The 21,076-nt window shown below is 35.7% G+C and carries 28 protein-coding genes and 1 tRNA gene; 15 read left to right on the forward strand and 14 right to left on the reverse strand.

From position 1 onward, the window contains the following. Positions 1-72: 72 nt before the first annotated feature. From rpsT to IGK21_RS05850, 8 genes are all read right to left on the reverse strand, one after another. Positions 73-327 (reverse strand): 30S ribosomal protein S20, encoded by a 255-nt coding sequence (gene rpsT, locus IGK21_RS05815; protein WP_010719340.1) that lies wholly within the window; start codon positions 325-327, stop codon positions 73-75. A gap of 401 nt (positions 328-728) precedes the next feature. Further along, on the reverse strand, positions 729-998 hold the full coding sequence (locus tag IGK21_RS05820; protein WP_438719051.1) for a hypothetical protein: 270 nt from the start codon (positions 996-998) through the stop codon (positions 729-731). A gap of 464 nt (positions 999-1,462) precedes the next feature. Further along, positions 1,463-1,594 carry a hypothetical protein gene (locus tag IGK21_RS05825; protein ID WP_010719339.1) on the reverse strand — a complete coding sequence of 44 codons (132 nt, stop codon included), beginning with the start codon at positions 1,592-1,594 and terminating at the stop codon, positions 1,463-1,465. Between the two features lie 77 nt (positions 1,595-1,671). Next, positions 1,672-2,127, reverse strand: a complete 456-nt coding sequence (locus tag IGK21_RS05830) for a DUF441 domain-containing protein (RefSeq protein ID WP_010719338.1) — start codon at positions 2,125-2,127, stop codon at positions 1,672-1,674. Positions 2,128-2,209: 82 nt separating this feature from the next. Then, positions 2,210-4,129 (reverse strand): heavy metal translocating P-type ATPase, encoded by a 1,920-nt coding sequence (locus tag IGK21_RS05835; protein ID WP_438719053.1) that lies wholly within the window; start codon positions 4,127-4,129, stop codon positions 2,210-2,212. A gap of 180 nt (positions 4,130-4,309) precedes the next feature. After that, entirely contained in the window at positions 4,310-5,143 is an 834-nt protein-coding gene (locus tag IGK21_RS05840; protein ID WP_053766368.1) for an undecaprenyl-diphosphate phosphatase, read from the reverse strand. Between the two features lie 165 nt (positions 5,144-5,308). Further along, positions 5,309-6,013 carry a histidine phosphatase family protein gene (locus tag IGK21_RS05845; protein WP_053766367.1) on the reverse strand — a complete coding sequence of 235 codons (705 nt, stop codon included), beginning with the start codon at positions 6,011-6,013 and terminating at the stop codon, positions 5,309-5,311. A 27-nt stretch (positions 6,014-6,040) separates the two neighbouring features. Next, a complete protein-coding gene (locus IGK21_RS05850) occupies positions 6,041-6,667 on the reverse strand; it encodes an MBL fold metallo-hydrolase (RefSeq protein WP_181914943.1) in 627 nt (208 codons plus the stop codon). Positions 6,668-7,305: 638 nt separating this feature from the next. Here IGK21_RS05850 and IGK21_RS05855 point away from each other — a divergent pair. Continuing rightward, positions 7,306-9,669 (forward strand): ATP-dependent DNA helicase, encoded by a 2,364-nt coding sequence (locus IGK21_RS05855; protein WP_181914944.1) that lies wholly within the window; start codon positions 7,306-7,308, stop codon positions 9,667-9,669. A gap of 134 nt (positions 9,670-9,803) precedes the next feature. Here IGK21_RS05855 and IGK21_RS05860 read toward each other — a convergent pair whose 3' ends face one another. Further along, on the reverse strand, positions 9,804-10,295 hold the full coding sequence (locus IGK21_RS05860) for a YajQ family cyclic di-GMP-binding protein (RefSeq protein WP_010719331.1): 492 nt from the start codon (positions 10,293-10,295) through the stop codon (positions 9,804-9,806). A gap of 158 nt (positions 10,296-10,453) precedes the next feature. On the opposite strand from IGK21_RS05860, the gene IGK21_RS05865 reads away from it, so the two are divergent. The 6 genes from IGK21_RS05865 (at position 10,454) to IGK21_RS05890 (ending at position 14,508) form a co-directional block, all read left to right on the forward strand. Beyond that, positions 10,454-11,395: a YitT family protein gene (locus IGK21_RS05865; RefSeq protein WP_010737469.1), complete on the forward strand. Its 942-nt coding sequence runs from the start codon at positions 10,454-10,456 to the stop codon at positions 11,393-11,395. Positions 11,396-11,526: 131 nt separating this feature from the next. Continuing rightward, positions 11,527-11,871, forward strand: a complete 345-nt coding sequence (locus IGK21_RS05870; RefSeq protein WP_010719329.1) for a metal-sulfur cluster assembly factor — start codon at positions 11,527-11,529, stop codon at positions 11,869-11,871. 287 nt (positions 11,872-12,158) lie between these two features. Beyond that, positions 12,159-12,437 (forward strand): DUF2089 family protein, encoded by a 279-nt coding sequence (locus IGK21_RS05875; protein WP_063627040.1) that lies wholly within the window; start codon positions 12,159-12,161, stop codon positions 12,435-12,437. Continuing rightward, positions 12,430-12,720 (forward strand): hypothetical protein, encoded by a 291-nt coding sequence (locus tag IGK21_RS05880; protein ID WP_034700666.1) that lies wholly within the window; start codon positions 12,430-12,432, stop codon positions 12,718-12,720. The genes IGK21_RS05875 and IGK21_RS05880 overlap by 8 nt, the downstream gene beginning before the upstream one ends. A gap of 407 nt (positions 12,721-13,127) precedes the next feature. Continuing rightward, positions 13,128-13,889, forward strand: a complete 762-nt coding sequence (locus tag IGK21_RS05885) for a class I SAM-dependent methyltransferase (protein ID WP_010719323.1) — start codon at positions 13,128-13,130, stop codon at positions 13,887-13,889. 82 nt (positions 13,890-13,971) lie between these two features. Continuing rightward, a complete protein-coding gene (locus tag IGK21_RS05890) occupies positions 13,972-14,508 on the forward strand; it encodes a ClbS/DfsB family four-helix bundle protein (protein ID WP_181914945.1) in 537 nt (178 codons plus the stop codon). Positions 14,509-14,574: 66 nt separating this feature from the next. On the opposite strand, the gene IGK21_RS05895 is transcribed toward IGK21_RS05890, so the two are convergent. After that, on the reverse strand, positions 14,575-15,192 hold the full coding sequence (locus tag IGK21_RS05895) for a LysM peptidoglycan-binding domain-containing protein (protein WP_010737411.1): 618 nt from the start codon (positions 15,190-15,192) through the stop codon (positions 14,575-14,577). A 343-nt stretch (positions 15,193-15,535) separates the two neighbouring features. On the opposite strand from IGK21_RS05895, the gene IGK21_RS05900 reads away from it, so the two are divergent. From IGK21_RS05900 to IGK21_RS05910, 3 genes are all read left to right on the forward strand, one after another. Next, positions 15,536-15,970, forward strand: coding sequence for a universal stress protein (locus tag IGK21_RS05900; protein ID WP_010719320.1), 435 nt, complete (start codon positions 15,536-15,538; stop codon positions 15,968-15,970). 12 nt (positions 15,971-15,982) lie between these two features. Beyond that, positions 15,983-16,285 carry a hypothetical protein gene (locus tag IGK21_RS05905; RefSeq protein ID WP_181914946.1) on the forward strand — a complete coding sequence of 101 codons (303 nt, stop codon included), beginning with the start codon at positions 15,983-15,985 and terminating at the stop codon, positions 16,283-16,285. 107 nt (positions 16,286-16,392) lie between these two features. Further along, complete coding sequence (locus tag IGK21_RS05910) at positions 16,393-16,584, forward strand: hypothetical protein (protein WP_010719318.1); 192 nt, start codon at positions 16,393-16,395, stop codon at positions 16,582-16,584. 80 nt (positions 16,585-16,664) lie between these two features. On the opposite strand, the gene IGK21_RS05915 is transcribed toward IGK21_RS05910, so the two are convergent. Next, positions 16,665-16,922 carry a hypothetical protein gene (locus IGK21_RS05915; RefSeq protein ID WP_010719317.1) on the reverse strand — a complete coding sequence of 86 codons (258 nt, stop codon included), beginning with the start codon at positions 16,920-16,922 and terminating at the stop codon, positions 16,665-16,667. 163 nt (positions 16,923-17,085) lie between these two features. On the opposite strand from IGK21_RS05915, the gene IGK21_RS05920 reads away from it, so the two are divergent. From IGK21_RS05920 to IGK21_RS05930, 3 genes are all read left to right on the forward strand, one after another. Then, positions 17,086-17,349 carry a hypothetical protein gene (locus IGK21_RS05920; protein ID WP_010737474.1) on the forward strand — a complete coding sequence of 88 codons (264 nt, stop codon included), beginning with the start codon at positions 17,086-17,088 and terminating at the stop codon, positions 17,347-17,349. Between the two features lie 18 nt (positions 17,350-17,367). Next, on the forward strand, positions 17,368-17,556 hold the full coding sequence (locus IGK21_RS05925; protein ID WP_010719315.1) for a hypothetical protein: 189 nt from the start codon (positions 17,368-17,370) through the stop codon (positions 17,554-17,556). A gap of 226 nt (positions 17,557-17,782) precedes the next feature. After that, positions 17,783-18,154 carry a YxeA family protein gene (locus tag IGK21_RS05930; protein ID WP_178286337.1) on the forward strand — a complete coding sequence of 124 codons (372 nt, stop codon included), beginning with the start codon at positions 17,783-17,785 and terminating at the stop codon, positions 18,152-18,154. A gap of 77 nt (positions 18,155-18,231) precedes the next feature. Here the strand turns inward: IGK21_RS05930 and IGK21_RS05935 are convergent. The 3 genes from IGK21_RS05935 to IGK21_RS05945 form a co-directional block, all read right to left on the reverse strand. Continuing rightward, positions 18,232-18,304 (reverse strand) — tRNA-Gln (locus tag IGK21_RS05935). A gap of 45 nt (positions 18,305-18,349) precedes the next feature. Next, complete coding sequence (locus IGK21_RS05940) at positions 18,350-18,769, reverse strand: hypothetical protein (protein WP_181914948.1); 420 nt, start codon at positions 18,767-18,769, stop codon at positions 18,350-18,352. A 58-nt stretch (positions 18,770-18,827) separates the two neighbouring features. Further along, the gene (locus tag IGK21_RS05945; protein WP_181914949.1) at positions 18,828-19,559 is read right to left on the reverse strand and encodes a C39 family peptidase; all 732 of its coding nucleotides are present in this window, start codon (positions 19,557-19,559) and stop codon (positions 18,828-18,830) included. Between the two features lie 346 nt (positions 19,560-19,905). On the opposite strand from IGK21_RS05945, the gene IGK21_RS05950 reads away from it, so the two are divergent. Together IGK21_RS05950 and IGK21_RS05955 are read left to right on the forward strand one after the other, a co-directional pair. Further along, positions 19,906-20,103, forward strand: coding sequence for a hypothetical protein (locus IGK21_RS05950; protein ID WP_010719311.1), 198 nt, complete (start codon positions 19,906-19,908; stop codon positions 20,101-20,103). Positions 20,104-20,212: 109 nt separating this feature from the next. After that, on the forward strand, positions 20,213-20,701 hold the full coding sequence (locus IGK21_RS05955) for a hypothetical protein (protein ID WP_010719310.1): 489 nt from the start codon (positions 20,213-20,215) through the stop codon (positions 20,699-20,701). The last annotated feature ends 375 nt before the right edge of the window (positions 20,702-21,076 follow it).

The raw sequence follows: 21,076 nt of genomic DNA on the forward strand, positions 1-21,076 counted from the left end.
AGAAACCCAACAGAAGGGTGATCGAATAGACTGTTTGAGACAAAATAAAAAAACCGGCCGTAGCCGATTTCCTTATTTAGCGATTTTTTTGCTTAAACGAGATTTGTCGCGGTTAGCTTTGTTTTTATGAATTAGACCTTTTGTTTCAGCCATATCAATAGCTTTAACAGCTTCTTTATATAACGCATCTACGTTTTCAGCACCTGAAGCTACAGCATCTTCAAATTTTTTGATTGCAGTACGCATAGCGCTTGTTTGAGATGAATTTTTAACGTTCGCATTTTCGCTTGTACGAACACGTTTGATTGCAGATTCAATGTTTGGCATTAGTTTCACCTCCGATAAATTAAGTTCTTACGCGTGTTACCGCATAATTCAACATTCATTATTATACCTAAATGAAGTAATCTTTGCAATATGAACATGACAAGTTTTTTTCCTTAACACTAAAAGAAACTTAATTCTAGGCTCTACTAGCATTGAAAGAGAAGGAAAATGGGCAAATAAAAAACGCTATTGTGGGAGACAATAGCGTTCAACCAAAGCAGATAAATTTATCTTTTTAAACAAAATTTGAATGGGACTGTTTGGTACTCGAATATTATATAACAAAGCGAACCGTTTGCAAAGCTTTTTTTGAAAAGGGATACGTTCCTTGTAGACTAAGCAATCATAACGATACCATTCTTTAGTTATTTTATAACCGTTAACCGTTGGTGTGTCTAAATTTATTCCGGAGTCCCAATAATTTTAATGTATTCATCAATATTTTTGATCATCATTTTTTTGATGACTAATTGATTGCGGCGGTTCCATTTTCCACTGACTTCTAATACATATTTATTTAAAGGGAGCCGAAGAATATATTTTGCCAAGTAACGATCTTTCAACAGACCGTTGATGACACAATCTTCCAGTTGAAGATTTAAGCCAGTCAACATCATAGGTTGTTCTTGTAAGACATACGTATCAATTAAAAGACCTTCAAAGGTTTCCATGAGCGTTTTCCTTTCTATATATAAAGCATAATAGCGAATGATTAAAAATATAAGTGATGCTATCTTGTGTTCTAGTATAACAAAAAATGAAAGGAGGAGCCAAAAAGAAATGAGGATTATTTAATAATATTTTAGGAAACATAAAAGGGGGGAAGTGGTGTATGGGTAAGGAGAAGAGGTAGGAACATTAAAAACATACTTGATGAAACCCACGCAACTTTTATCAAGTAGATTCCATAAGTAAAGACAAATGGAAAAACAATAAACCCGATGAGACTGGGACAAAACTTGTCTCAGTCTCTTCTAGTATCTCTAAAAACGAATAAACGGTGAGACAAAAGCATCATCTTCGGAAATAAGCCGAAATTTACCAAAAATTTGAGGAGCAATTTTCGGAAATTCCTTCTTATTTCTTGATGCTAAACACTTTTGTCTCAACCTCATCGGGTTTACTTTTTTCACGATCAATTAAAGTAGGTATTGAACACATTTTGGATCAGATCTGGAAATAAAAGATAAGCTAGTCCTAAAATCAATACGATCGCTAATAAAAACCAACCAACCGTGCCGATAAAGTATTTTAATTTTTCTAACATGTGATCACCTCGGAATAAGTATATCACGAACGATTCGATTCAGAGGACTCAAAACACTTTAACTGTGATCGATTTTTTCATTTACTTAAAGAAAATAATTGCAAGAGACAATAGGTAATACCAGAAGCAATGACTGGACCAGCCGCGATCCCTTTTAAGAAAACGACTCCGAGAATTGTTCCAAAAACCAATGCAACAGTAATCTGCGGGTCTGAAGCAATCAAACCGACTCCTTTGGAAGAAAGGACGGCTACTAGACCACCACAAAACACAGCAATCCAACCGATGGGTGATTTAAAGGCATCTAGTAAATCTTTTAAGCCAATCTCGCCAGTAGCGATTGGAACTAAAATAGCAGCTGTGATGATGGTGACTCCTAGATTAATTCCTTTGCCTTGAAGCCAAGTAAGAAACACTTTCGATGTCGGTATCAATTTGACTAGTAATATAAAACCTGTAGCGATGATCAAGCTTTGATTTTTAGCAAGCAGGGCAACAAGCATGATCAATCCAAGAAAAATCCAACTTTCCATAAAAAAAGAACCTCACTTTCCTGCCATCAATCATATCATTTTTTCAACGGTTACAAAAGTGAGGTTCATCAGAGTGGAAAAACTAGATAGAGTGGTGATTCGGCTGTAAGGGACAGCCAGTGCAACGTGATTTTTTGGAAGTATCTTCAGGTAAGGGTTTCAATAAACGTAACCCATTTAAGATAACCAAGATCGTGCTTCCTTCATGACCAATCACGCCAAGAGGTAAATTTAAAAATTGCAGAAAGTTAGAAAGGATCAGTAAACAAATCACTGTAAGAGAAAAAATAATATTTTGCTTAATGATTTTCTTCATTCTTAGTGAAAGACGGTGGGCATAACTTAATTTTTGCAAGTCATTTTTTACCAAGACGATATCAGCGATTTCCATAGCGACATCCGTTCCTTGTCCCATGGCAACTCCTAGTGAAGCAGTTGCAAGAGCTGGGGCATCATTGACACCATCACCAACCATTGCTGTGACAGCGTACTTTTCTTTTTGCTGTTGTGCATAGTGTGTTTTATCCGATGGTGTGCAGTTAGCCAGTAAGTGTTGAACACCAATTTTCTCTGCAATAGCTGCAGCAGTCCCTTGGTTATCTCCAGTGATCATGCTGGTATCAATTTGCTGGTTATTGAAATAGTCAATGACTTGTTGGGCATTTTCTTTCGGCACATCTAATAAGCCGATGAGTGCTATCAATTGATTGTCTTTGGTTAAAACAATCACTGTCTTTCCCTGTTGTTCGAGTAAATGAATTTTATCAAGAAGTTTTTTTTCAGCTATCGACGTTTTTTCTGGTTCCCATTTACCTACAATCCACTGAGCTTCTTGGTAAACTGTTCGTAAACCAAACCCCGTGATTTCTTCGATTGGTAATTTTTGGATGTCTTTTGGTATAGCAATGTCAAAATGTGTTACGATTGCTTGAGCTAAGGGGTGCGTTGTTTTTTGTTCCATTGAAACTAAGATTTGTTGCGCCAGATTCTGATCTTTTACAAAATAGCTATCAGTTACTATCGGTTTACCTTTCGTTAAAGTTCCGGTTTTATCAAAGGCAATTGCTTTTAAATCAGCTAATTGTTCTAAATGGAGTCCACCTTTGACCAGCACACCGTTGCGGGCAGCGTTAGAAAGGGCTGCTAGTGTTGCGGGTGTCGCAGAGGCAACCAACGCACAAGGAGAGGCGACAACCAGTAAAACCATTCCCCGATAAAAACTTTCTTGAAAACTCCAGCTAAAAATGAAATATGAAACGAGAATCATTAATGGAACAACGACTAACACACCTTTAACGTAGGTATTTTCAATACGAGAGATAAAAGAAGCGGTCTTTGTAGGGGTGCTTTGTGCTTTTTCAACCAGCTGGATGATTTTAGCAAAAACGGTCTCATCACTTTTTTTAGTCACCTGTAGAATCAAAGGATTCCCTCGATTGATCGTTCCTGCAAATAACTCATCATGAGGAACTTTTTCAACTGGTACAGATTCACCACTCAATGTTGCTTCATCAACCGTTGCTTGTTGACTTTCTAAATAGCCGTCAATTGGGATCGTTCCACCTTTTGGGACAAATACCCGATCATCGATCTTAAGATCAGTTACAGCAATTTCTTCTAATTCTTCGTTTGCAGTTAAACGTTGTGCTTTTCGTGGCTGTAGATTCATTAAAGCGGTAATTTCTTGCTGACTTTTACTGGTCGTATATTCTTCGAGAGCGCCACTTAAACAGAAAATAAACGTAAGCATCGCGCCTTCTAAAAAATCACCGATCAAACAAGCGCCAATTGCAGCCAAGGCCATCAATAAGTCAACATTCAATGTGTTTTCCTGCCAAAGTTCGGTCAACCCTTCACGAGTCTGCTTGAAACCGCCGAATGAGATGGCGCCTAAATAAAAGATGATACTTAGAAAAGGCACAAAAGATTGAGTAGCCAAACCTAAAATTATAAGTAATAAACAACCGATTGTCGGGATAAATGTCTGTATTAAACGAGTCATATTTGTTTCCTCCTTTACAAAATCAATATACCACACCAAAATTCTAATTGATAATGAAAATCGCTAAATGAGAACGATAATAGTTATCATTTAGAATGATGCTTTTTTGGAAAGGGGATAATTAGAATAAATATAAAAAAGCACCGTAATCATACGGTGCTTTGAATTCGTTTTATTCAGTTACATTGCGATAAACCAGTAACCAATCAAAATGACCCCTAAAATGATCCGATACCAACCAAAAATTGTAAAGTCGTTTTTCTTCAAATAACTTAACAAGAATTTGATGGCTAAAACGGAGACAATAAATGATACGAGGGTTCCAACGAGTAAAATAATCGTTTCTTCCATTTTAAAGGAGTTTCCTTCAGCTAGATACTTCACGATTTTTAAACCACTGGCACCAAACATCACTGGGATACCAAGGAAAAATGAAAATTCTGTTGCTACAAATCGAGAAGCACCAATCAAAATGGCTCCGAGGATCGTAGCTCCTGAACGAGAAGTTCCAGGAACTAACGCTAATACTTGGAATAATCCAACCAGTAACGCCGCTTGATAAGTAAAATCGTTTAAGGTTGTCCAACGTGGTGTTTTTGTCTTGTTTCTTTTTTCCACAACAATGAATGCAATCCCATAAACGATTAAGACGATCGCAACTGGTAGAAATTTATGAAAATGTTCTTCTAACCAATCATCTAAAGGTAATCCAATAATAATTGCTGGAATACAAGCGACTACGACTTTGAACCATAATGTCCAAGTATCTTTTTTCTCAATAGTGGTTTTGCTTGGAGAAAAGGGATTTAATTTATGAAAATATAAAACGACGACTGCTAAAATAGCACCTAATTGAATAACGACGTTGAACATCGACATAAACTGTGTGCTAGCATCTAGCTTGATGAACTGATCTGCTAGGATCAAGTGACCAGTACTACTGATCGGCAACCACTCGGTAATCCCTTCGATAATTCCTAAGATAGCTGCTTTGATGATATTTGCAAAAAACATACGGACCTTCCTTCCCAAATAAAATACAGTATTAAGTATACCGTTCTTTCTAATGAAAACCAAATGCTTTCTTGATGTTAAGAAAAACTTGAGAAATAGAAAGAGGGCATAAGAAAGCGAGTACTCAAGTGAGTACTCGCAAACCAGTGTTTGATAACAGAACGATTATAAGAAAGAATCCCGCGAGTGTTTTTTTCCCTGCTCAATGTAACTAGTATCGTTGATTCCTTCAATTGAAAAATTGCCTTTTTCATACGTCACTTTTGTCACGCTGCCATTTAATAAGCCTGCTCGAACAGGTTGATGTACGTCAATTAGACTGAGTAAAAAGCCAATCGTCAACCCATGAGAAACAACTAGGACGTTGCCACCACCATTTTTTTCGCAATGGTGCGCAATGTCTTCAAATCCTGACCATACACGATTTTTTAAAGTATCGTAGGTCTCAGCCCAGCCAGCGGTATCCAGGTTATAAATAGCATTAGCAATTTGTTCAAAAGTTACGTCCGTCGTGAACATCTCATCATAAGTTTTGAAGTTTAATACTCGGGGGATAACTCCCCACATTTCCATGTCATAGCCACCTTCTAAGGAGCCAAAACACCATTCACGAATCCTTTGATCGATAAAGTAAGGGATATCTTTTCCTTTGGCATGTTCACTGAGGATGATACGTGCCGTTTCAATAGCACGACCACTATCGCTAGAATAAGCAAAAGAAAAATCAACGTCTTTCAATCCTTTTCCAAGATAGTGGATTCCTTCTTGGCCTTGTTTGGTGAGTGGTGTGTCACACCAACCTTGGACACGTTCAATCGTATTGAACATCGTTTTTCCGTGTCTGACGATGTAAAGAGTGGTTTTAGTCATATTTACAGCCTCCAATCGATTTGTTAGTTAAGCATTAAAGAAAGGGTTGGTTCTTTTTTCATGTTCAATGGTCGTAGCATCTCCATGCCCAGGATAAACGGCAAATTCATCTGGCAACACAAACAACTGGGTTTGAATACTGTGTAGCAGCTGCTCCAGATTCCCAGTATATAGATCGGTTCGACCGATACTGCCTTTAAATAGTGCATCACCTGATACGACGAAATCATCAAAGATAAAGCTGACACTTCCAATCGAATGACCAGGTGTAGGGACGACCCGAAATGTCATATTCCCTAGACGATAGGGTTTCATTTCAAATTCATATTCAGCAGGTGAAACAATGATATTCGCAATGTCATCATGTCTTCCCAAACCAGAAAGATTTAATATCGGATCGCCTAACCAACTTTGTTCTAATGGACTAACATATACAGGGATCTGATAAAACTGACGAAGTTCTTCGACGGCTCCGATATGGTCATAGTGGGTATGTGTTAGTAAAATCGCTACGGGTTGTTGTTGCGTTTTTTCGATTTGCGTTTTGATTTTTGCTGCATCTTCACCAGGATCAATAATCAGTAGCGCTTCATCGTTATAAACCAAATAACAATTTTCTTCGATTATCCCAGTTTTGATTTGTTCAATATGCATAAAGAGTTCCTCCTGATCGCTTACTTAATTCTAGTATAACTCAATTGATAAGATGAAACAAAAGACCCTACTTGAGGAATGGTCCACGGTGAATCTAAATCGAATTGTATGAATAATAAATGAATTAATTGAATTAATTTATTATAGTAGAGCTGAGTCATGTTTTTTTGTAGCCGAGTTTTCTTGCTTCCTAAATGAACCACTTATTTCAATGACAAGATGTAAAATAAAAGTATTGAGAGATTTTAAACAAGAGGCCAGAAAATTCTCACTTCTTTTTAATAAGTTGGTGTTAGAGTGAGCTCATCCAAAAATCCTAATTCTATATCCTATTCGAGCTTGCGACAGTGATGTCCAACTCTGAAAAACAAAGGGAAGCATCCGAAAATGCAAAAAGCTATTTTCGGATGTTTTACTTTACTTTCAAGTGAACGATGATGAATGTAAAGGGAGAGAGATATCTGAATAATGTAAACAAATCTATAGCTTTGTGATCCTACTTGTGAAAGGAAGAAGTGACTAAATAGCTGTAATACTTTCATCTGTTGAGGCGTATAAATCGGCAAATTGATAAGCTTGATTTTAGTATTTTGCGATTCTTTTCTTTTTCAGGTAAGCTTATAGTCAAAGGAGTGGGAGTGGTGAAGCAATCAAAAATATCGGTACGTAACCTTGTTGAATTTATCTTAAGGCGTGGCAGTATCGACAATCGTAAAAAAAGTAACCATACCGCACTGGAAGGTGCCAAGATCCATCGGAAGCTTCAAAAAGATGCTGGAGAAGACTATGAAAAAGAAGTCTTTTTAAAGACGACTGTCCACTTCGAGGAATACCAGCTAATCATAGAAGGGCGAGCAGACGGCGTGTTCCAAAAAGAAGGCATCTATTATATTGATGAAATAAAAACTTCGGAACCGAGGTATGAAGACTTAGAAAAAGAACAAATTGAATTATTTTTCCATCAAGCAAGAACCTATGCTTATATTTATTGTCATGAACATGATTTAAAAGAAATCAATTTGCAACTAACTTATTATCAAACTACTGAAGGAATCATTACCCGAAAAGTTGAGCATCAAACCATCGAACAATTAAATGAGTTTTTTAAAAAACTTACAGATGACTATAAAGAATGGCTGATTTTTCAAGAGAATTGGCGTACCGTTCGAAATGCTTCTTTGATGGCTTTGAAATTCCCCTATGACAACTACCGTAAAGGTCAAAGAGAGTTAGCAGTCGCTGCCTATAAAACGATTCGTACAAAACAAAAATTATTCGTCGAAGCACCGACAGGAACTGGAAAAACAGTTTCTACACTGTTCCCCGCTTTGAAAGCAATAGGGGAAGAAGAGGGAGAACGCATTTTTTATTTAACGGCTAAAACAATCACGAGACAAGTCGCTGAAGATGCTTTGGAGGCGTTAAAAGATGTGGGTGCTGAGACCAAAAGTGTGACTTTGACAGCCAAAGATAAGATTTGTTTTTTAGACGAAACAACATGTAATCCAGATCAATGTCCGTATGCCAACGGTTATTACAATCGAATCAATGAAGGATTATGGGATTTATTGAATCATGAAAATCAAATCACCAGAGAAGTTATTGAAACCTATGCGAAGAAACATACGTTATGTCCTTTTGAGTTGTCGCTAGATGTGAGTTTATGGTGTGATGTGATTATTGGGGATTATAATTATTTGTTTGATCCGACTGTTTATTTACGACGTTTTTTTGAAGGCGAAAAAAATGAGGATCATCTTTTTCTGATTGATGAAGCCCATAATTTGGTCAGTCGTTCCCGAGAGATGTACTCCGCAAAACTTTCATATCGAAGCGCTAGAAACGTCTATGCACTCATTCCAAAAGAATTTAAAAAGCTAAGACGACGTTTTAATAAGTTACTCAAAGCGTTCGATCAGATCCAGGAAATTTCAAATGAAGATGGGTGGACCTACCACCATCAAAAAGCACCCGCGGACACATTGGTTAATGCTGGTTATCAATTGAGTGAGCATATCCAAGAGTGGTTGTCAGAGTATCCTGAACATGCCATTCAAGAGACGTTACTCCCCTTTTATTTTGACTTACTTCACTTTTTGAAAATCAGTGAATTTTACGATGATCATTATGAAACAACTGTAGAGAAAACTTATCAAGATTTCATCATCAAAGCATTTTGCATCGATCCTAGTGGTTTTTTAGAACAATCTTTAGCTAAGGGGAGAAGTAGTATCTTATTTTCCGCTAGTTTTTCGCCATTGTCTTATTACCAAGAAACGCTAGGAGGAAAAGAGAGCTTAGCTTATCGCTTGCCAAGTCCTTTTCCAGAAGAAAACCAAAAAGTGCTGATCACAAATTATTTAGAAACAACCTATCGTAAACGAGAAGAGAACATGCCTCGATTAATTGAAACAATCCAACATTTTACAAAAGAAAAAATCGGGAATTACTTGATATTTTTCCCCTCTTACCAATATTTGGATCAGGCAGTAACAGCCTTTCAGGAAAAATATCCAGATGTTAAGGTGCTGATTCAAGATACCATGATGAGTGAAACTGAGAGAGAAACATTTTTGAAGCAATTTCAAATTGATCCAGACGAAACCTTACTAGCTTTTTGTGTGTTAGGCGGAATCTTTTCAGAAGGGATCGATTTAAAAGGAACCCGATTAATTGGCAGTATGATCGTTGGCGTTGGGTTACCACAAATGAACCATGAGCAGGAGTTGATCAAAGAATATTATGACGAAAAAGATCAGCTGGGATTTGCTTATGCGTACCAATTACCTGGTATGAATAAAGTCTTACAAGCAGCGGGGCGTGTCATTAGAGATGCCAGTGATCAGGGAATCGTTTTGTTAGCAGATCAGCGTTTTACTCGGTTGGATTATCGCCAATTGTTTCCAAGACATTGGCAGTCAGCGACCACTGTCAGAAACCTTTCTGAACTCACAAAAGAAATCACCGATTTTTGGCACAAAAGTAAATCATTAGAGATGTGAAATTACTCTAGCGCTAGTAGTTTAAAATTAAAAACACCTGAATCCACCACAAACGACTGGTAGATTCAGGTGTCTTATCTGTTCAAGCGCGTATTTGATCAATTGTTTCATTGTCTGACAAGTAAAGCTATCTGTTAACGATAGTTAGTAAACTGAAGTTCGATTGGCAGATCTAATTTTCGCAATAAAGCAATCACCGCTTGAAGGTCATCACGGTTTTTTCCAGTTACACGAATTTGATCTTCTTGAATCTGGGTTTTTACTTTAATCTTTGAATTTTTGATCTCAGTTGTGATTTTCTTGGCATTTTCCCGATCAATGCCATTGATAAGTTCAGCGGATTGGCGTGCTTTTCCTCCAAGGGCATGCTCTGATTCAGAGAAATGGATATTTTTGATTGGAACATTTCGTTTGTTTAATTTACTGAACAAGACATCTTTGATTTGTTCGATCTTGAAATCATCGTCACTGAGAATGGTTAATTTATTGTTATCAAATTTGATATCAATAGTCGAATCTTTAAAATCAAAACGGTTGGTTAATTCTTTTATTGTTTGCTGGATCGCATTTCTGACTTCTTCGATTGTGACCTCTGAAACAATGTCAAAACTTGCATCTTTTGCCATAGTGATCCTCCTGATTTGTTTTTATTTTATTGTATCATAGTCAAATGATTGTGTTGAAGCTTTACTAAAATTATTCTCATTTATGATTCAAGTATTTTAATTTAATTCATAACCTGTTATTCTTACAATTGGAATAACTTTGAAAGGAAGAGGTGCTTGTGAGTAAGATTATGACAGTGTATCAAAGAAATGAAATATTAAAAAAGATTGTGGTTATCTTAGTCACCGGATTGACCGCAGCGGTTGCCTTAAATTATTTTTTGATTCCAGCAAACGTCTTTTCCGCAGGGATGAATGGGATTGCCCAAATCATTGCCTCGTTATTATCTGACTGGCTCCACGTAAAAGTGGACACAGGTGCCTTTATCTTTATTTTGAATATCCCTGTCTTTATTCTAGGGTTCTTGAAAGTAGGCAGACGAGCAACGATTTTAAGTTTTGTCAATGTAGTAGCCGTATCGGTAGCAACTACCTTACTTCCCACTGGGCAGGTGACGGACAATATTTTAATGAATGCCTTAGTCGGCGGTGTTTTGTTAGGTGTTGGTGTAGGGATCTCACTTAAAATGGGGTTTACAACTGGAGGAATGGATATTATTTCTTTAGTCCTTTCACAAACTACAGGGAAAACCGTTGGAAATTATATGTTGATGTTAAATGGTTTGATCGTGGTGATTGCGGGCTTTCTTTTTAACTGGGAGAGTGCGCTCTATACGATTATCTCTATCTATGCCATGACCCAAGTGATTGATGCGATTCATACGAGTCATCAAAAAGTGACCGCCATGATTGTGACGGTCAAACCAGATGAAGTGACCGCAGCGATCGCTCAAAATATGGTTCGAGGAATGACCCTCTTACCATCAATCGGTGGCTATTCTAAAAAAGAAGGTAAAACGATCATGATGGTGATCACTCGTTATGAAATGTATGATTTAGATCAAATCGTCCATGAAATCGACGAAGATGCTTTTATCAATATTTTACCAACGCATTCGGTATTTGGCCGTTTTGCGAATGAAAGCGAACAAAATCTTTACCGTTCTACGGGTGTCTTTCCCGAAATAAAGAAAACTCCTTCAAAAACTAAAAAACAATAATTGATTTAAATAAGTCAGAAGAATTTTCTGTTTTCAACCTGCTAAATGAGAATAGAACCTCTCGATTCTCATTTACAAATGAGCAAAAAAAGAGTATGATAAATGAAAATTGCATGAAGGAGTGCTGCAAGATGAGCGAAGCAAACCAAAAATGGTCTGCAGAAGAAGTCAATGAAATCAAGGAACGAATCTTAGCTGCCTTAGAAATGGTCATCGACCCTGAACTAGGAATCGATATCGTCAACCTAGGCTTGATCTATGAAATCGAATTTGATCCAGAAAACGGAGAAACAGTCATTAAAATGACCTTAACAACCATGGGTTGCCCATTAGCTGATATCCTAACTGAATCCATCCACGACGCCTTAAAAGAAGTGCCAGAAGTAACCAAGGCAGAAGTCAAACTAGTTTGGTATCCAGCCTGGACGACGGATAAGATGAGTCGTTATGCACGGATTGCACTTGGTATCAGATAATTTTGACACAGATTTCATATTCAACGAGTAAACAACTTTTAAACTCCTTTATCAACTTTTAGAAAAAGTTGATAAAGGAGTTTTTGTTTTGTAAAAATTGATGCTGGATGAAGTAAAATTGTCAAAATATGAATAAATGATAACGACTTTTATCTCTTTCTCTTTTTCTATTCAAATCGCATCTCGAAATGCTTTATAAATCATACTTAATAAATTAAGTTGTGTTTTATTTTTAACAATGTTAAGCTTTGTTTAATTATATTTATATTTTGTTGGGAGGTTAATGAATGGAATGGTTTTTTAATTTAGAACCTGAGGAACAAGTATTTATTAAGAAATTTTTGTTGGCATCAGGTTCCTTAAAGCAGTTAGCAAAAGAGTATGAAGTTAGTTACCCAACAGTAAGATTAAGGTTAGATAGATTAATTGAAAAAATAAAACTTTTTGATATAAAGCAAGAAGATTCTTTTGAAGTATCAATGATGCAACTCGTGATTAACGAAAAAATAAGTTTAGACGTAGCAAAAGAAATTATAAAAAAACATAGGGAGAGTATAGATGAATAATATAATACAATTTTTATTTATTGCAGGTATTATTGGGTTTCAAACCCTAAGTGGTTATATAGGGAATAAATATATGGGAGCGATCTTACCAGTGATTTTCAGTGGTTTAGTTGTTTTTATCGTTTTGACAGGTCATTTAAATCTAACATTTAGAAATATATTAATGCCTATTGTTGGTTTGATTACATTGATCTGTATTTATGAAGGCGGAAAAGAATCAAAGAAAAAAAAGACAATAAAAGAAATGGAAAAAATGAAAGCGAAGGATATCTTGAATCAATAATGAGTTATTGGCTGATACACTAACTTAAACTCTTTTAACAGCTTTTAGTAAATGCTGATAGAAGAGTTTTTTTCTATGTAAAATATTCGGATAGTTGATGTACTGAAAGATTGTACAGTATAGGAAAATAATTGCGAAAGAGGTTGTTAAAAATCAAAAAATTTATAGCTTCCAAATTATCTAACAATCTAAGCAAACGCACAAAACAGTTTTTTAGTAAGCGTTTTCTGTTTCTGGTTTTCATGATATACTGTTTTTAAGTCAATCAAAAGGAGAATGAACATGAGAAAACAACGAGGTAGCTACTCGATATAGTGGAATGGATAGACCTATATCGAGTATGCTTTATCCAATCGACTATATCGCCGTCAACGATTATAAAATCATAATGACTGGAGCGATAAAAGATGATGGACCAATTAAAAAAAGAGTGGCTTAAAAGTGAGGAACAACAGAAAAATTTTACTGGCTGGGATTTTTCCTATTTAGATGGGAAATGGTCGTGTGAAGAGCCTCCGTGGGATTACCGAGAGCTTGTTTTAAATTATTTAACTCCAACTATGTCTCTATTAGATATGGGAACAGGTGGAGGTGAATTGTTACAAACATTTAACCATCCTTATGAACAGACAGCAGTAACGGAAGGGTATCCGCCTAATTACCAGCTATTATTACAAACACTTGACCCTCAAGGTGTAACAGTAAAATTTGTGGGGGAAGAGGACGTATTGGATTTTCCAGATGATTCATTTGATCTAGTGATCAATTCTCATGAATCTTTTGCAGTAGCTGAAGTGAAGCGTGTCTTGAAACCAGATGGGTTATTTATTTCTCAACAAGTAGGAGATTTCAACGGGTTGAATTTGGCTTCTCGTTTGATGCCAGAAGTAAGGAAAGAATGTTTTGATTTTCATCTTTCCTTAGTGAAAGCAGAACTAGAACAGCACCATTTTGATCTTTTGTTTTGTGACGAAGCCTATTTGAATCAACAATTCTTTGATATGGATAGTTTGATCTTTTATGTACGGACGATTGAATGGGAGTACCCAGGATTTACAGTTGAGAAAAATTTCAAAGAGTTATTGGGACTTTATGAAGAGTTGAAACGACATGGTACGATTTATAATTTGCAGCATCGTTTTGCTTTTGTTGCTCGTAACACAAAATAATGTACACATAAAAGTTACTACAAATCATTTTGAAATCCCTTGTGGTGAGCAGGTGATTTAGCAAAAAAGAGTGGGGTGTCATATGCGACCAAAATCAAAAGATGAATTGCTTGAAAAAGCAAACAGCCAATTCGATGATTTATGGAAATTAATTAACGGTATGAGTGAGGAAGATCGCAAGCAATCCTTTCAATTTAGTGAAGAGTTTTTGGCGAAAAAAAAGGAAGCACATTGGCGACGAGACAAAGACTTAAAAGATGTATTGATCCATTTATACGAATGGCATCAACTATTGTTACGATGGCTTGAAAGCAACTTTAACGGAGAAGAAAGAAATTTCTTGCCTGAACCGTATAATTGGCGAACCTACGGGAAGATGAATGAAGAGTTTGTAGAAAAGCATCAAACAACTTCTTTAGTGGAAGCTGAAAACGATCTGAAAAAAAGCCATGAGCAAGTAATGAAAAAATTAGACGCCTTGAGTAATGAAGAGTTATTCCAGAAAAAGCAATTTGCATGGGTGGGGAATACCACATTAGGTAGTTATTTCATTTCTGCAACTTCCAGTCACTACGAATGGGCAATCAAGAAGTTAAAACAATCTCAAAAAAATAAATGAATAGAATCAATAAAAAAGCGAAGATCCTAAAGAGGGACCTTCGCTTTTTAAACAAGCTATTTTATATTAGTACCAACCGTTTGCTTCCCAGAAAGATTTAGCTGCTTCCCATGAGCCATAACGAGAAGATACGTATTGTTCAGCAACTCGTTCTTGGTTTGCTGCTGAATAGTCACCATTTAAGTAAGAAGAATCTAATTGGTAACGTCCGATGTAACGACCGTTTGTTGCTGTATAAGAACCGCTAGATTCTTTTTGAGCGATCCATTCTTTCGCTGAGCTAGTGTTTGTTGTCGCTGGTGTTGCTTGTGCCGCTGTTTGCGTTGCCTGAGCAACTGGTTGAGCAGGTGCTGCTTGTTGAACTGGTTCTTGCTTCACTGGTTGTTCAGCCACTGTTTTTGTTTGAGCAGGCGCTTGGTAAGCTGTTTGTGTTGTTGCTGCTTGTTCGCCTGTTGGGATTGTTAATTGTTGACCTGAATAAATCAAGTTGATGTTTGAGATTGAATTTTTTTCTGCAATAGTTTGGATCAAGGAGTTATCACCAACGTATTTTTGAGAAATCGTTGATAGCGTATCACCTGATTGAACGGTATAAGCTTCGTCCGCATGTGCAGATGTTCCCATAAAGAATAGTGCGCCGGCAGTCAAAGTTGTTCCTAATAGTAATGTTTTAAGTGATTTCATGTAAGATCTCCTTCATAAATTTAAAAATAGTTTTGTTGTGTCCAACGAGGAATACTTTACCATGAGAAAATATTTCATAGGTAAAAGCTCTATGACACTTTGTAACAAAGATACGTTTTTTGTAACAAACAGATTATCATAAAATGTGAAAAACAATGAGAAAACCGTCATAAACGTTTAAAATAAACCACTAACAAGAACAATTGATGAGAAAAATAAACACTAAAAACAAGTAAAAAAAAGCTACATTTTTTGAAAATAAATACGAAATAATTGAAAACAGCGTAATTTTTTTTAAATTTAGCATGTGATGTTACAATAATAGAAACAAGGAGGCGATAACATGAGTAAGAGATATCAAAAAATAATGGTAGCTGTCGATGGGTCTAAGCAATCAGAACAAGCTTTTTTGGAAGCGCTAGATTTAGCGAAAGATAATGAAGCCGAATTATTTATCGTTTCGATCATCAATAAAGTAGAGTTGACACATAGCGCCTACGCATTTTCAAAAATCTATGCAGAAGAAAAACAGAAGATAGAAGTCGAAATGTTAAAAAAGATCCATGATGCGAAAGAATATGGGATCAATGACATCCATGCTATTGTTGAAACGGGTGACCCACGTAACTTGATTGGGACGGTGTTTCCACAACAAGAAGCGATCGATTTGATTGTCATGGGGGCTACTGGTAAAGGAGCAATCCAACAAGCTTTAGTCGGCTCTACAGCTTCTTACGTTGTTACTCATGCGCCCTGCAGTGTGTTAGTGGTCAAATAAGGAGGGGAAAGAATGGTACGTCCACAAGAGGTTACAGCTCCTAGAGAAAAAATTGAAATCCTCAAAATTTTAGAAGATGGTACGCAGACGAAAAAAGGTTATTCTGTTGCTTTAGTGAAATGGTCAGGCAAAACAGCGATTGCCTTACGCTGGGATGGTGATAGTCTGCAAGAGAAAGGATTTCCTGTCACTGTAAATGGGTACCATCCAGCTTGGTTCGTTTTGCCAGATCAATTAACAGATCTTTATAGTAGAGACTATCGGGAGTACCAAGAGTCGATCCGATTTATCACGTCAAGTGATCAAAAAGAATAGCTTATGTGCTGCGGAAGAAAGTTCATTGTGTGAAAGAATCGTAAACATTCAACATTGAGACAACCTTTTATATCAACAGGTTCCTAATAACTGAAGTAGGTGAAAAGATGAGTGCTGGTGATGTATTGAATGAAGTCAAACAACTATGTAAAGAAAAGAAGTACGAAGAAGCAAAAATTTTGATTGAATCAAATAAAGAATTGCTAGAGGACAAATTTTCTGTTGCCCAACAGTTTATTGATTTAAAACAAGCGTCAATCCTTGAACGGTTCAAATCTTTCTTTGGTGTAAATGAATGATCAAAAATGAGTGTGAAAAAGTGGTTGCTCACTTTTTTCACACTCATTTTTTGTTCGTTTATTCACAATCTATACACACACTAATCTTGTTTATTTAATAAATAAAATATCCAAAGTATAAGTATAATGACTGAAATAACTAAACTAATGACATGTCTAATTAAGACAGAAGGGATTTCCCAATGGCGGAAAGAAAAGATTTGATAAGTAAAATAGATGCTTGGAAGAGAAACAAGTAAAACAGATAGTTTCTTTTTTGTCCAATTTATGTAATAGAAAAGAATACTTAGCATGATGAAAAATGGAATGTAAAAAACAAGCTGACCAATCGCAATCACGAGAGTGCCTCCCAGAATAATAATGATATCTGATACAAAATAACATTTTGTATCAAATGATGCAAGTATTTCTTTAATTGATAACCAAGAAGGACATACAAAGGTTTTTGATTAACAAGAAGTTTCTTGCTATAATTGATCCGAAAGAAAGGATGAAATTTTCATGGATCAAGTAATGTTAGAAGTCGATTTACATTTAGTAAACAATATACGTGTGATTTACTATGTGGTCAGTAATAGTGTAGAAAAAAGAGTACTGATGAATAAAATCAATGGTATTCTGACGAAAAAAGGTGTACACCAATTCAGCAGTAGCGAAGACAATTATTATAGTATACCTGTTGAAAAAGTTTTATATACAACGGTAAATGTCAGAACAGACCTAGATACAAAAGTAGATCATGAACCAATTTTTACTACGTATTGATTGTGACGGAGGAGAACAATGAATCCATACGAAGCACTTATCCAAGAATTGATTGACGGAAAAATTGAAAAAATTGAGGTCAAAAGAGAAGAGGTCATGCTTTTTCGTGAAGCGTGGCTAAAATTAGAGAATCGTAAATATGTCGTAGGTAAGGCATTATTGAACGGGAATGTAGTTTATCATTATGATCCAACTAGGCTGTATTAATTACAAGAAATTAATCATATGGCAAAATTGTTGCTCATGATTTTATTATTAAAAAAAACGCTTGAAATGGTTTTAGCCGTTTTGAGCGTTTTTTAATATTGAGCATTATTTAGAACAAGGGTGAGCAAAAGCTTTTGTGCCAAAGTAGGAGAAAAATCTCCAACTAGAGGCGGATGAAGCCGTTTATTTTTATGGATATAATGAAATAAAAATAGGAGGTAGAAAAATGAAAGTAGTAAAAGTAGTTATTGGAACGGTATTATTTGCAGGAGTCGCATTAGTTGGCTTGAAGTTTTATACGCAAAACGCCCACGATGAGATGGCAGGTGTGGTAGACCAGTTAAATCCGTTGGTAACAAAAGGAGAGGTATACGTCAAGACGAAAAAACCAGATGAAGTCAACTCCTATGGAACAGCGACTTATATCCAAAAAGCTGCCGATCAAAAGGGACATGAACGAACGATTGAATTTACAGGTTTATCTATTTTAAAAGAAGGACATTATTTAAAGATTATTAATAAGGGCGCTCACGTCGAGTCATATGAAGAAGTTGACAAAAAAGAAGTACCTAAAAAAGCATTAGCTATCATTGGATAATTATAATTTTATTATGTAAACTTAAAGAAGATATAAAAAAACCAATCAGAAAACTGAATTTCTGATTGGTTTTTTTATTGGGATGGTAGGGTTCGAACCTGCAATTGCTTGATTCAGAGTCAAGTGCCTTACCAGTTTGGCTACATCCCAATCGAACAATTTGATCATAGCACGACACAAAGAAAATGCAAGAGATTACTCTTTATCCAGCTTTTTTTTGACAGTGATCATTCGTCTTTCTAACTTCTTGATTAAACCAGATGGAAGTGGGATCAAATTGGCAATTGATAATGTATTAGAAAGTAACTGAAATTCTTTTAGTGGAGCATCGATGATTCGATAGATCGTTGCCAAACGTTCGATGTATTCAAAATGTGTGTAGTTTGTTTGTGAGATTAAAAATTTCAATAAATCAATCGCTTTTGCATAATCTTTCTCAGAATAATAGGCTAATGATTGACGATAAAGTTTGATCTGTAACTCATTGAGTGAAACTGGGCTATAGCGATCCGTCCATTCCTTGACGGAAACTTTGGTTGGTGTATGACCATTTACATCACGAACGAAAATGATCGGAATTTCATTAGGATCTATTCTTTTATGAATTTTTTCCATTTCCCTCAATCCTTTCCATCATATTTAGCTAGAGTATAATGTATTTTTTATGAAAATACTAGCTTTTCTCTAAAGTCAACATTTGACCACCCATTGAGGTGAAAATTGCCTCAAAATCTTCGATTGCTACGGGTCTATTTTTTTCTCCATAAGGATCATTTACATAAATATTGTCATTGTCATAACCAGTAACTACACAGGCATGGTTTAATGGTGTCACTTTTACTTGCCCATTGTTTGTTTGCCAAGTAACGAAATCAGTATCAGTAGGCACTTGGAAATCTAAAGTAACGGAGGCCCACACAGGCTTTCCTTGTTGTAAAGCTTTCTTAATGTCATTGATTGTTGCATCGGTTTTTGGAAGAGTATGATAATCTGTTTTTACGATTGTCTGTGCCAACGAAGCGATAGGCGGGACATAGACGCCCATTGCCCAATCTCCACCGCTGATATCCCCAACAAACCCTTCATTAGGATCGCCATGTGTACCATCAGCATTAAAAACAGGGACGTAATTCAATTGTTGAGCTAACTGGTTTTTAGAAGTCTCGTAACCATAATAAGAAAGCAGCATGGACAGTGAAGTAACTTCACAGCCATTTCCTAACGCTGGCTCGGTGAATTGGCTTTCCAAGGGGACATCAAGTAAAACTTGTTTTTTAGCATAACTACTCACTTTTTCAGTATCCTTTTCAACATTGTGTGAATGGTGAAAATAAGTGGTGGCAGAAAAAATAACGAATAATAGGACTGCCACGAATAATATTTTTTTACCAATGAATCTTTTCATAATAATTCCCCTTTTTTCTGATATTTACATATTATAATGCTTTTTTTTAAAAATAAAATAAAAAATTTGACATGTTGTTTTCCAAATTTAAAATAAGAAGACAAAAGTCCTGAAAAATCACAGGATCAATAGCCGAATAATTTTTTTTAAATTGAAAAAAATGTTTCGATTTATTGATAGTTTTTAATTGTGAAAACGAAAACAGTACGCTATAATGCCAGTAAGGTCGAAATAAATCGCAGGTCAAATAACAAATGTTTTTAGATGATGTTTATTTGAAAGAGCAATTACTGTTTGAAAAAAACAGTTACCTTATAAAAGAGCTTGGTAGTTTAGGAGGATTTTGATGACGGAAGAAATGATTAATTTAGGAGAGCAATATTCATGTAAACCGATTGGGTTTACAAAAGCAGTTATCGGAGAAGTTGTTTCAAAAATGACGAATTGTGCCGTAGTCAAAGTTGCTCAATGCGCAATGGAAGATCAAGAGTTATTAGAAGAAAAAGCAAGTATGGTTGTTGCAAAATACGAAACATTTGAATAAGAAGAAATGATTTTGGACGTACAGTAACGAAATCGGTACTGTATGTCCTTTTGCTTGTAATTTTTATTTCTTTTTCGAGTATTTGGAAAGAGAAAAGAGGTGTAGTTAGATGATTAGTATATTTACTTTACTATTATTTTTATTTGTCTTTGTTATGTGTTTGTTTTTATGGTTGGTACGTCGAGAAATCGTCTATCGAACGGTTAGAAATCGCTGGGTTTACTTAGTCGTGCCTTTTCTGGCTATCTTAGTTCTTTGGTTTACGCTGATTAGTCAACCAACTGCAGATGAATTGGCAAAAGGGGTCTTGTCAGCGCTAATTTTCATCAGCTTTTTGCTAGATAGTCGTGGTATAACAGAAGATGGGCTTGTTCTAAATAGCTTTGATAAAAAAGGTGTTCCTTTTTCTGAGATCAATAAAATCGTTTTGTATCAACCGGAAGGATCTTCCATCATAAAAATGAATTTCTTTCGTAACGGTTGGCGTGGACCCATGCTGAAATTTTCTGTATCAATGGAAGAGTTGGTCACTTTTTTAGCACAGCATTTAAATGATGATGCCGAAATTGATATTATGATTGATTCTGATCAAGAGTAAGTTACTTTAGAATAAGAACAAAGAACGATAGTGAGCGATATATGGGATGAACCTATTTCGGAGTCGCATATATAATAAGAGACTGAGGCTAGTATTAGCTCGGTCTCTTTTTTCTTTGCCTTGCAGACGCTAGATTATACAGCATTTCAAAATGATTCTTCGTATGAGAAAGAGTTTGTTTATTTATTTTTGAATCGTTGCGATCACTTTTATAATAACATTAAAAAAATTGTTTCACTAATTTGATATATATTAGCTCTATTATAATGAAAGGACTTTTAATTTTAATGAAGAGGATGAAACTCAATTTTTTCAAAATTATATTCTCACTATTCATTTTTTCGATCTCTGTTTTAAAAATAAATAGTGAACTTT

The sequence above is a fragment of the Enterococcus sp. DIV1421a genome, from assembly GCF_051711025.1.
GTDB classification, from domain to species: Bacteria; Bacillota; Bacilli; order Lactobacillales; family Enterococcaceae; genus Enterococcus_B; species Enterococcus_B hirae.

Coding starts and splice junctions, on each gene's coding strand:
- IGK21_RS05920 (WP_010737474.1), top strand. CDS start 17,086: ATGGATCAAGTAATGTTAGAAGTCGATTTACATTTAGTAAACAATATA.
- IGK21_RS05940 (WP_181914948.1), bottom strand. CDS start 18,769: ATGGAAAAAATTCATAAAAGAATAGATCCTAATGAAATTCCGATCATT.
- IGK21_RS05930 (WP_178286337.1), top strand. CDS start 17,783: ATGAAAGTAGTAAAAGTAGTTATTGGAACGGTATTATTTGCAGGAGTC.
- IGK21_RS05845 (WP_053766367.1), bottom strand. CDS start 6,013: ATGACTAAAACCACTCTTTACATCGTCAGACACGGAAAAACGATGTTC.
- IGK21_RS05830 (WP_010719338.1), bottom strand. CDS start 2,127: ATGGAAAGTTGGATTTTTCTTGGATTGATCATGCTTGTTGCCCTGCTT.
- IGK21_RS05825 (WP_010719339.1), bottom strand. CDS start 1,594: ATGTTAGAAAAATTAAAATACTTTATCGGCACGGTTGGTTGGTTTTTA.
- IGK21_RS05905 (WP_181914946.1), top strand. CDS start 15,983: ATGGTACGTCCACAAGAGGTTACAGCTCCTAGAGAAAAAATTGAAATC.
- IGK21_RS05890 (WP_181914945.1), top strand. CDS start 13,972: ATGCGACCAAAATCAAAAGATGAATTGCTTGAAAAAGCAAACAGCCAA.
- rpsT (WP_010719340.1), bottom strand. CDS start 327: ATGCCAAACATTGAATCTGCAATCAAACGTGTTCGTACAAGCGAAAAT.
- IGK21_RS05870 (WP_010719329.1), top strand. CDS start 11,527: ATGAGCGAAGCAAACCAAAAATGGTCTGCAGAAGAAGTCAATGAAATC.
- IGK21_RS05820 (WP_438719051.1), bottom strand. CDS start 998: ATGGAAACCTTTGAAGGTCTTTTAATTGATACGTATGTCTTACAAGAA.
- IGK21_RS05850 (WP_181914943.1), bottom strand. CDS start 6,667: ATGCATATTGAACAAATCAAAACTGGGATAATCGAAGAAAATTGTTAT.
- IGK21_RS05955 (WP_010719310.1), top strand. CDS start 20,213: ATGATTAGTATATTTACTTTACTATTATTTTTATTTGTCTTTGTTATG.
- IGK21_RS05895 (WP_010737411.1), bottom strand. CDS start 15,192: ATGAAATCACTTAAAACATTACTATTAGGAACAACTTTGACTGCCGGC.
- IGK21_RS05875 (WP_063627040.1), top strand. CDS start 12,159: ATGGAATGGTTTTTTAATTTAGAACCTGAGGAACAAGTATTTATTAAG.
- IGK21_RS05860 (WP_010719331.1), bottom strand. CDS start 10,295: ATGGCAAAAGATGCAAGTTTTGACATTGTTTCAGAGGTCACAATCGAA.
- IGK21_RS05950 (WP_010719311.1), top strand. CDS start 19,906: ATGACGGAAGAAATGATTAATTTAGGAGAGCAATATTCATGTAAACCG.
- IGK21_RS05900 (WP_010719320.1), top strand. CDS start 15,536: ATGAGTAAGAGATATCAAAAAATAATGGTAGCTGTCGATGGGTCTAAG.
- IGK21_RS05945 (WP_181914949.1), bottom strand. CDS start 19,559: ATGAAAAGATTCATTGGTAAAAAAATATTATTCGTGGCAGTCCTATTA.
- IGK21_RS05835 (WP_438719053.1), bottom strand. CDS start 4,129: ATGACTCGTTTAATACAGACATTTATCCCGACAATCGGTTGTTTATTA.
- IGK21_RS05880 (WP_034700666.1), top strand. CDS start 12,430: ATGAATAATATAATACAATTTTTATTTATTGCAGGTATTATTGGGTTT.
- IGK21_RS05925 (WP_010719315.1), top strand. CDS start 17,368: ATGAATCCATACGAAGCACTTATCCAAGAATTGATTGACGGAAAAATT.
- IGK21_RS05885 (WP_010719323.1), top strand. CDS start 13,128: ATGATGGACCAATTAAAAAAAGAGTGGCTTAAAAGTGAGGAACAACAG.
- IGK21_RS05840 (WP_053766368.1), bottom strand. CDS start 5,143: ATGTTTTTTGCAAATATCATCAAAGCAGCTATCTTAGGAATTATCGAA.
- IGK21_RS05910 (WP_010719318.1), top strand. CDS start 16,393: ATGAGTGCTGGTGATGTATTGAATGAAGTCAAACAACTATGTAAAGAA.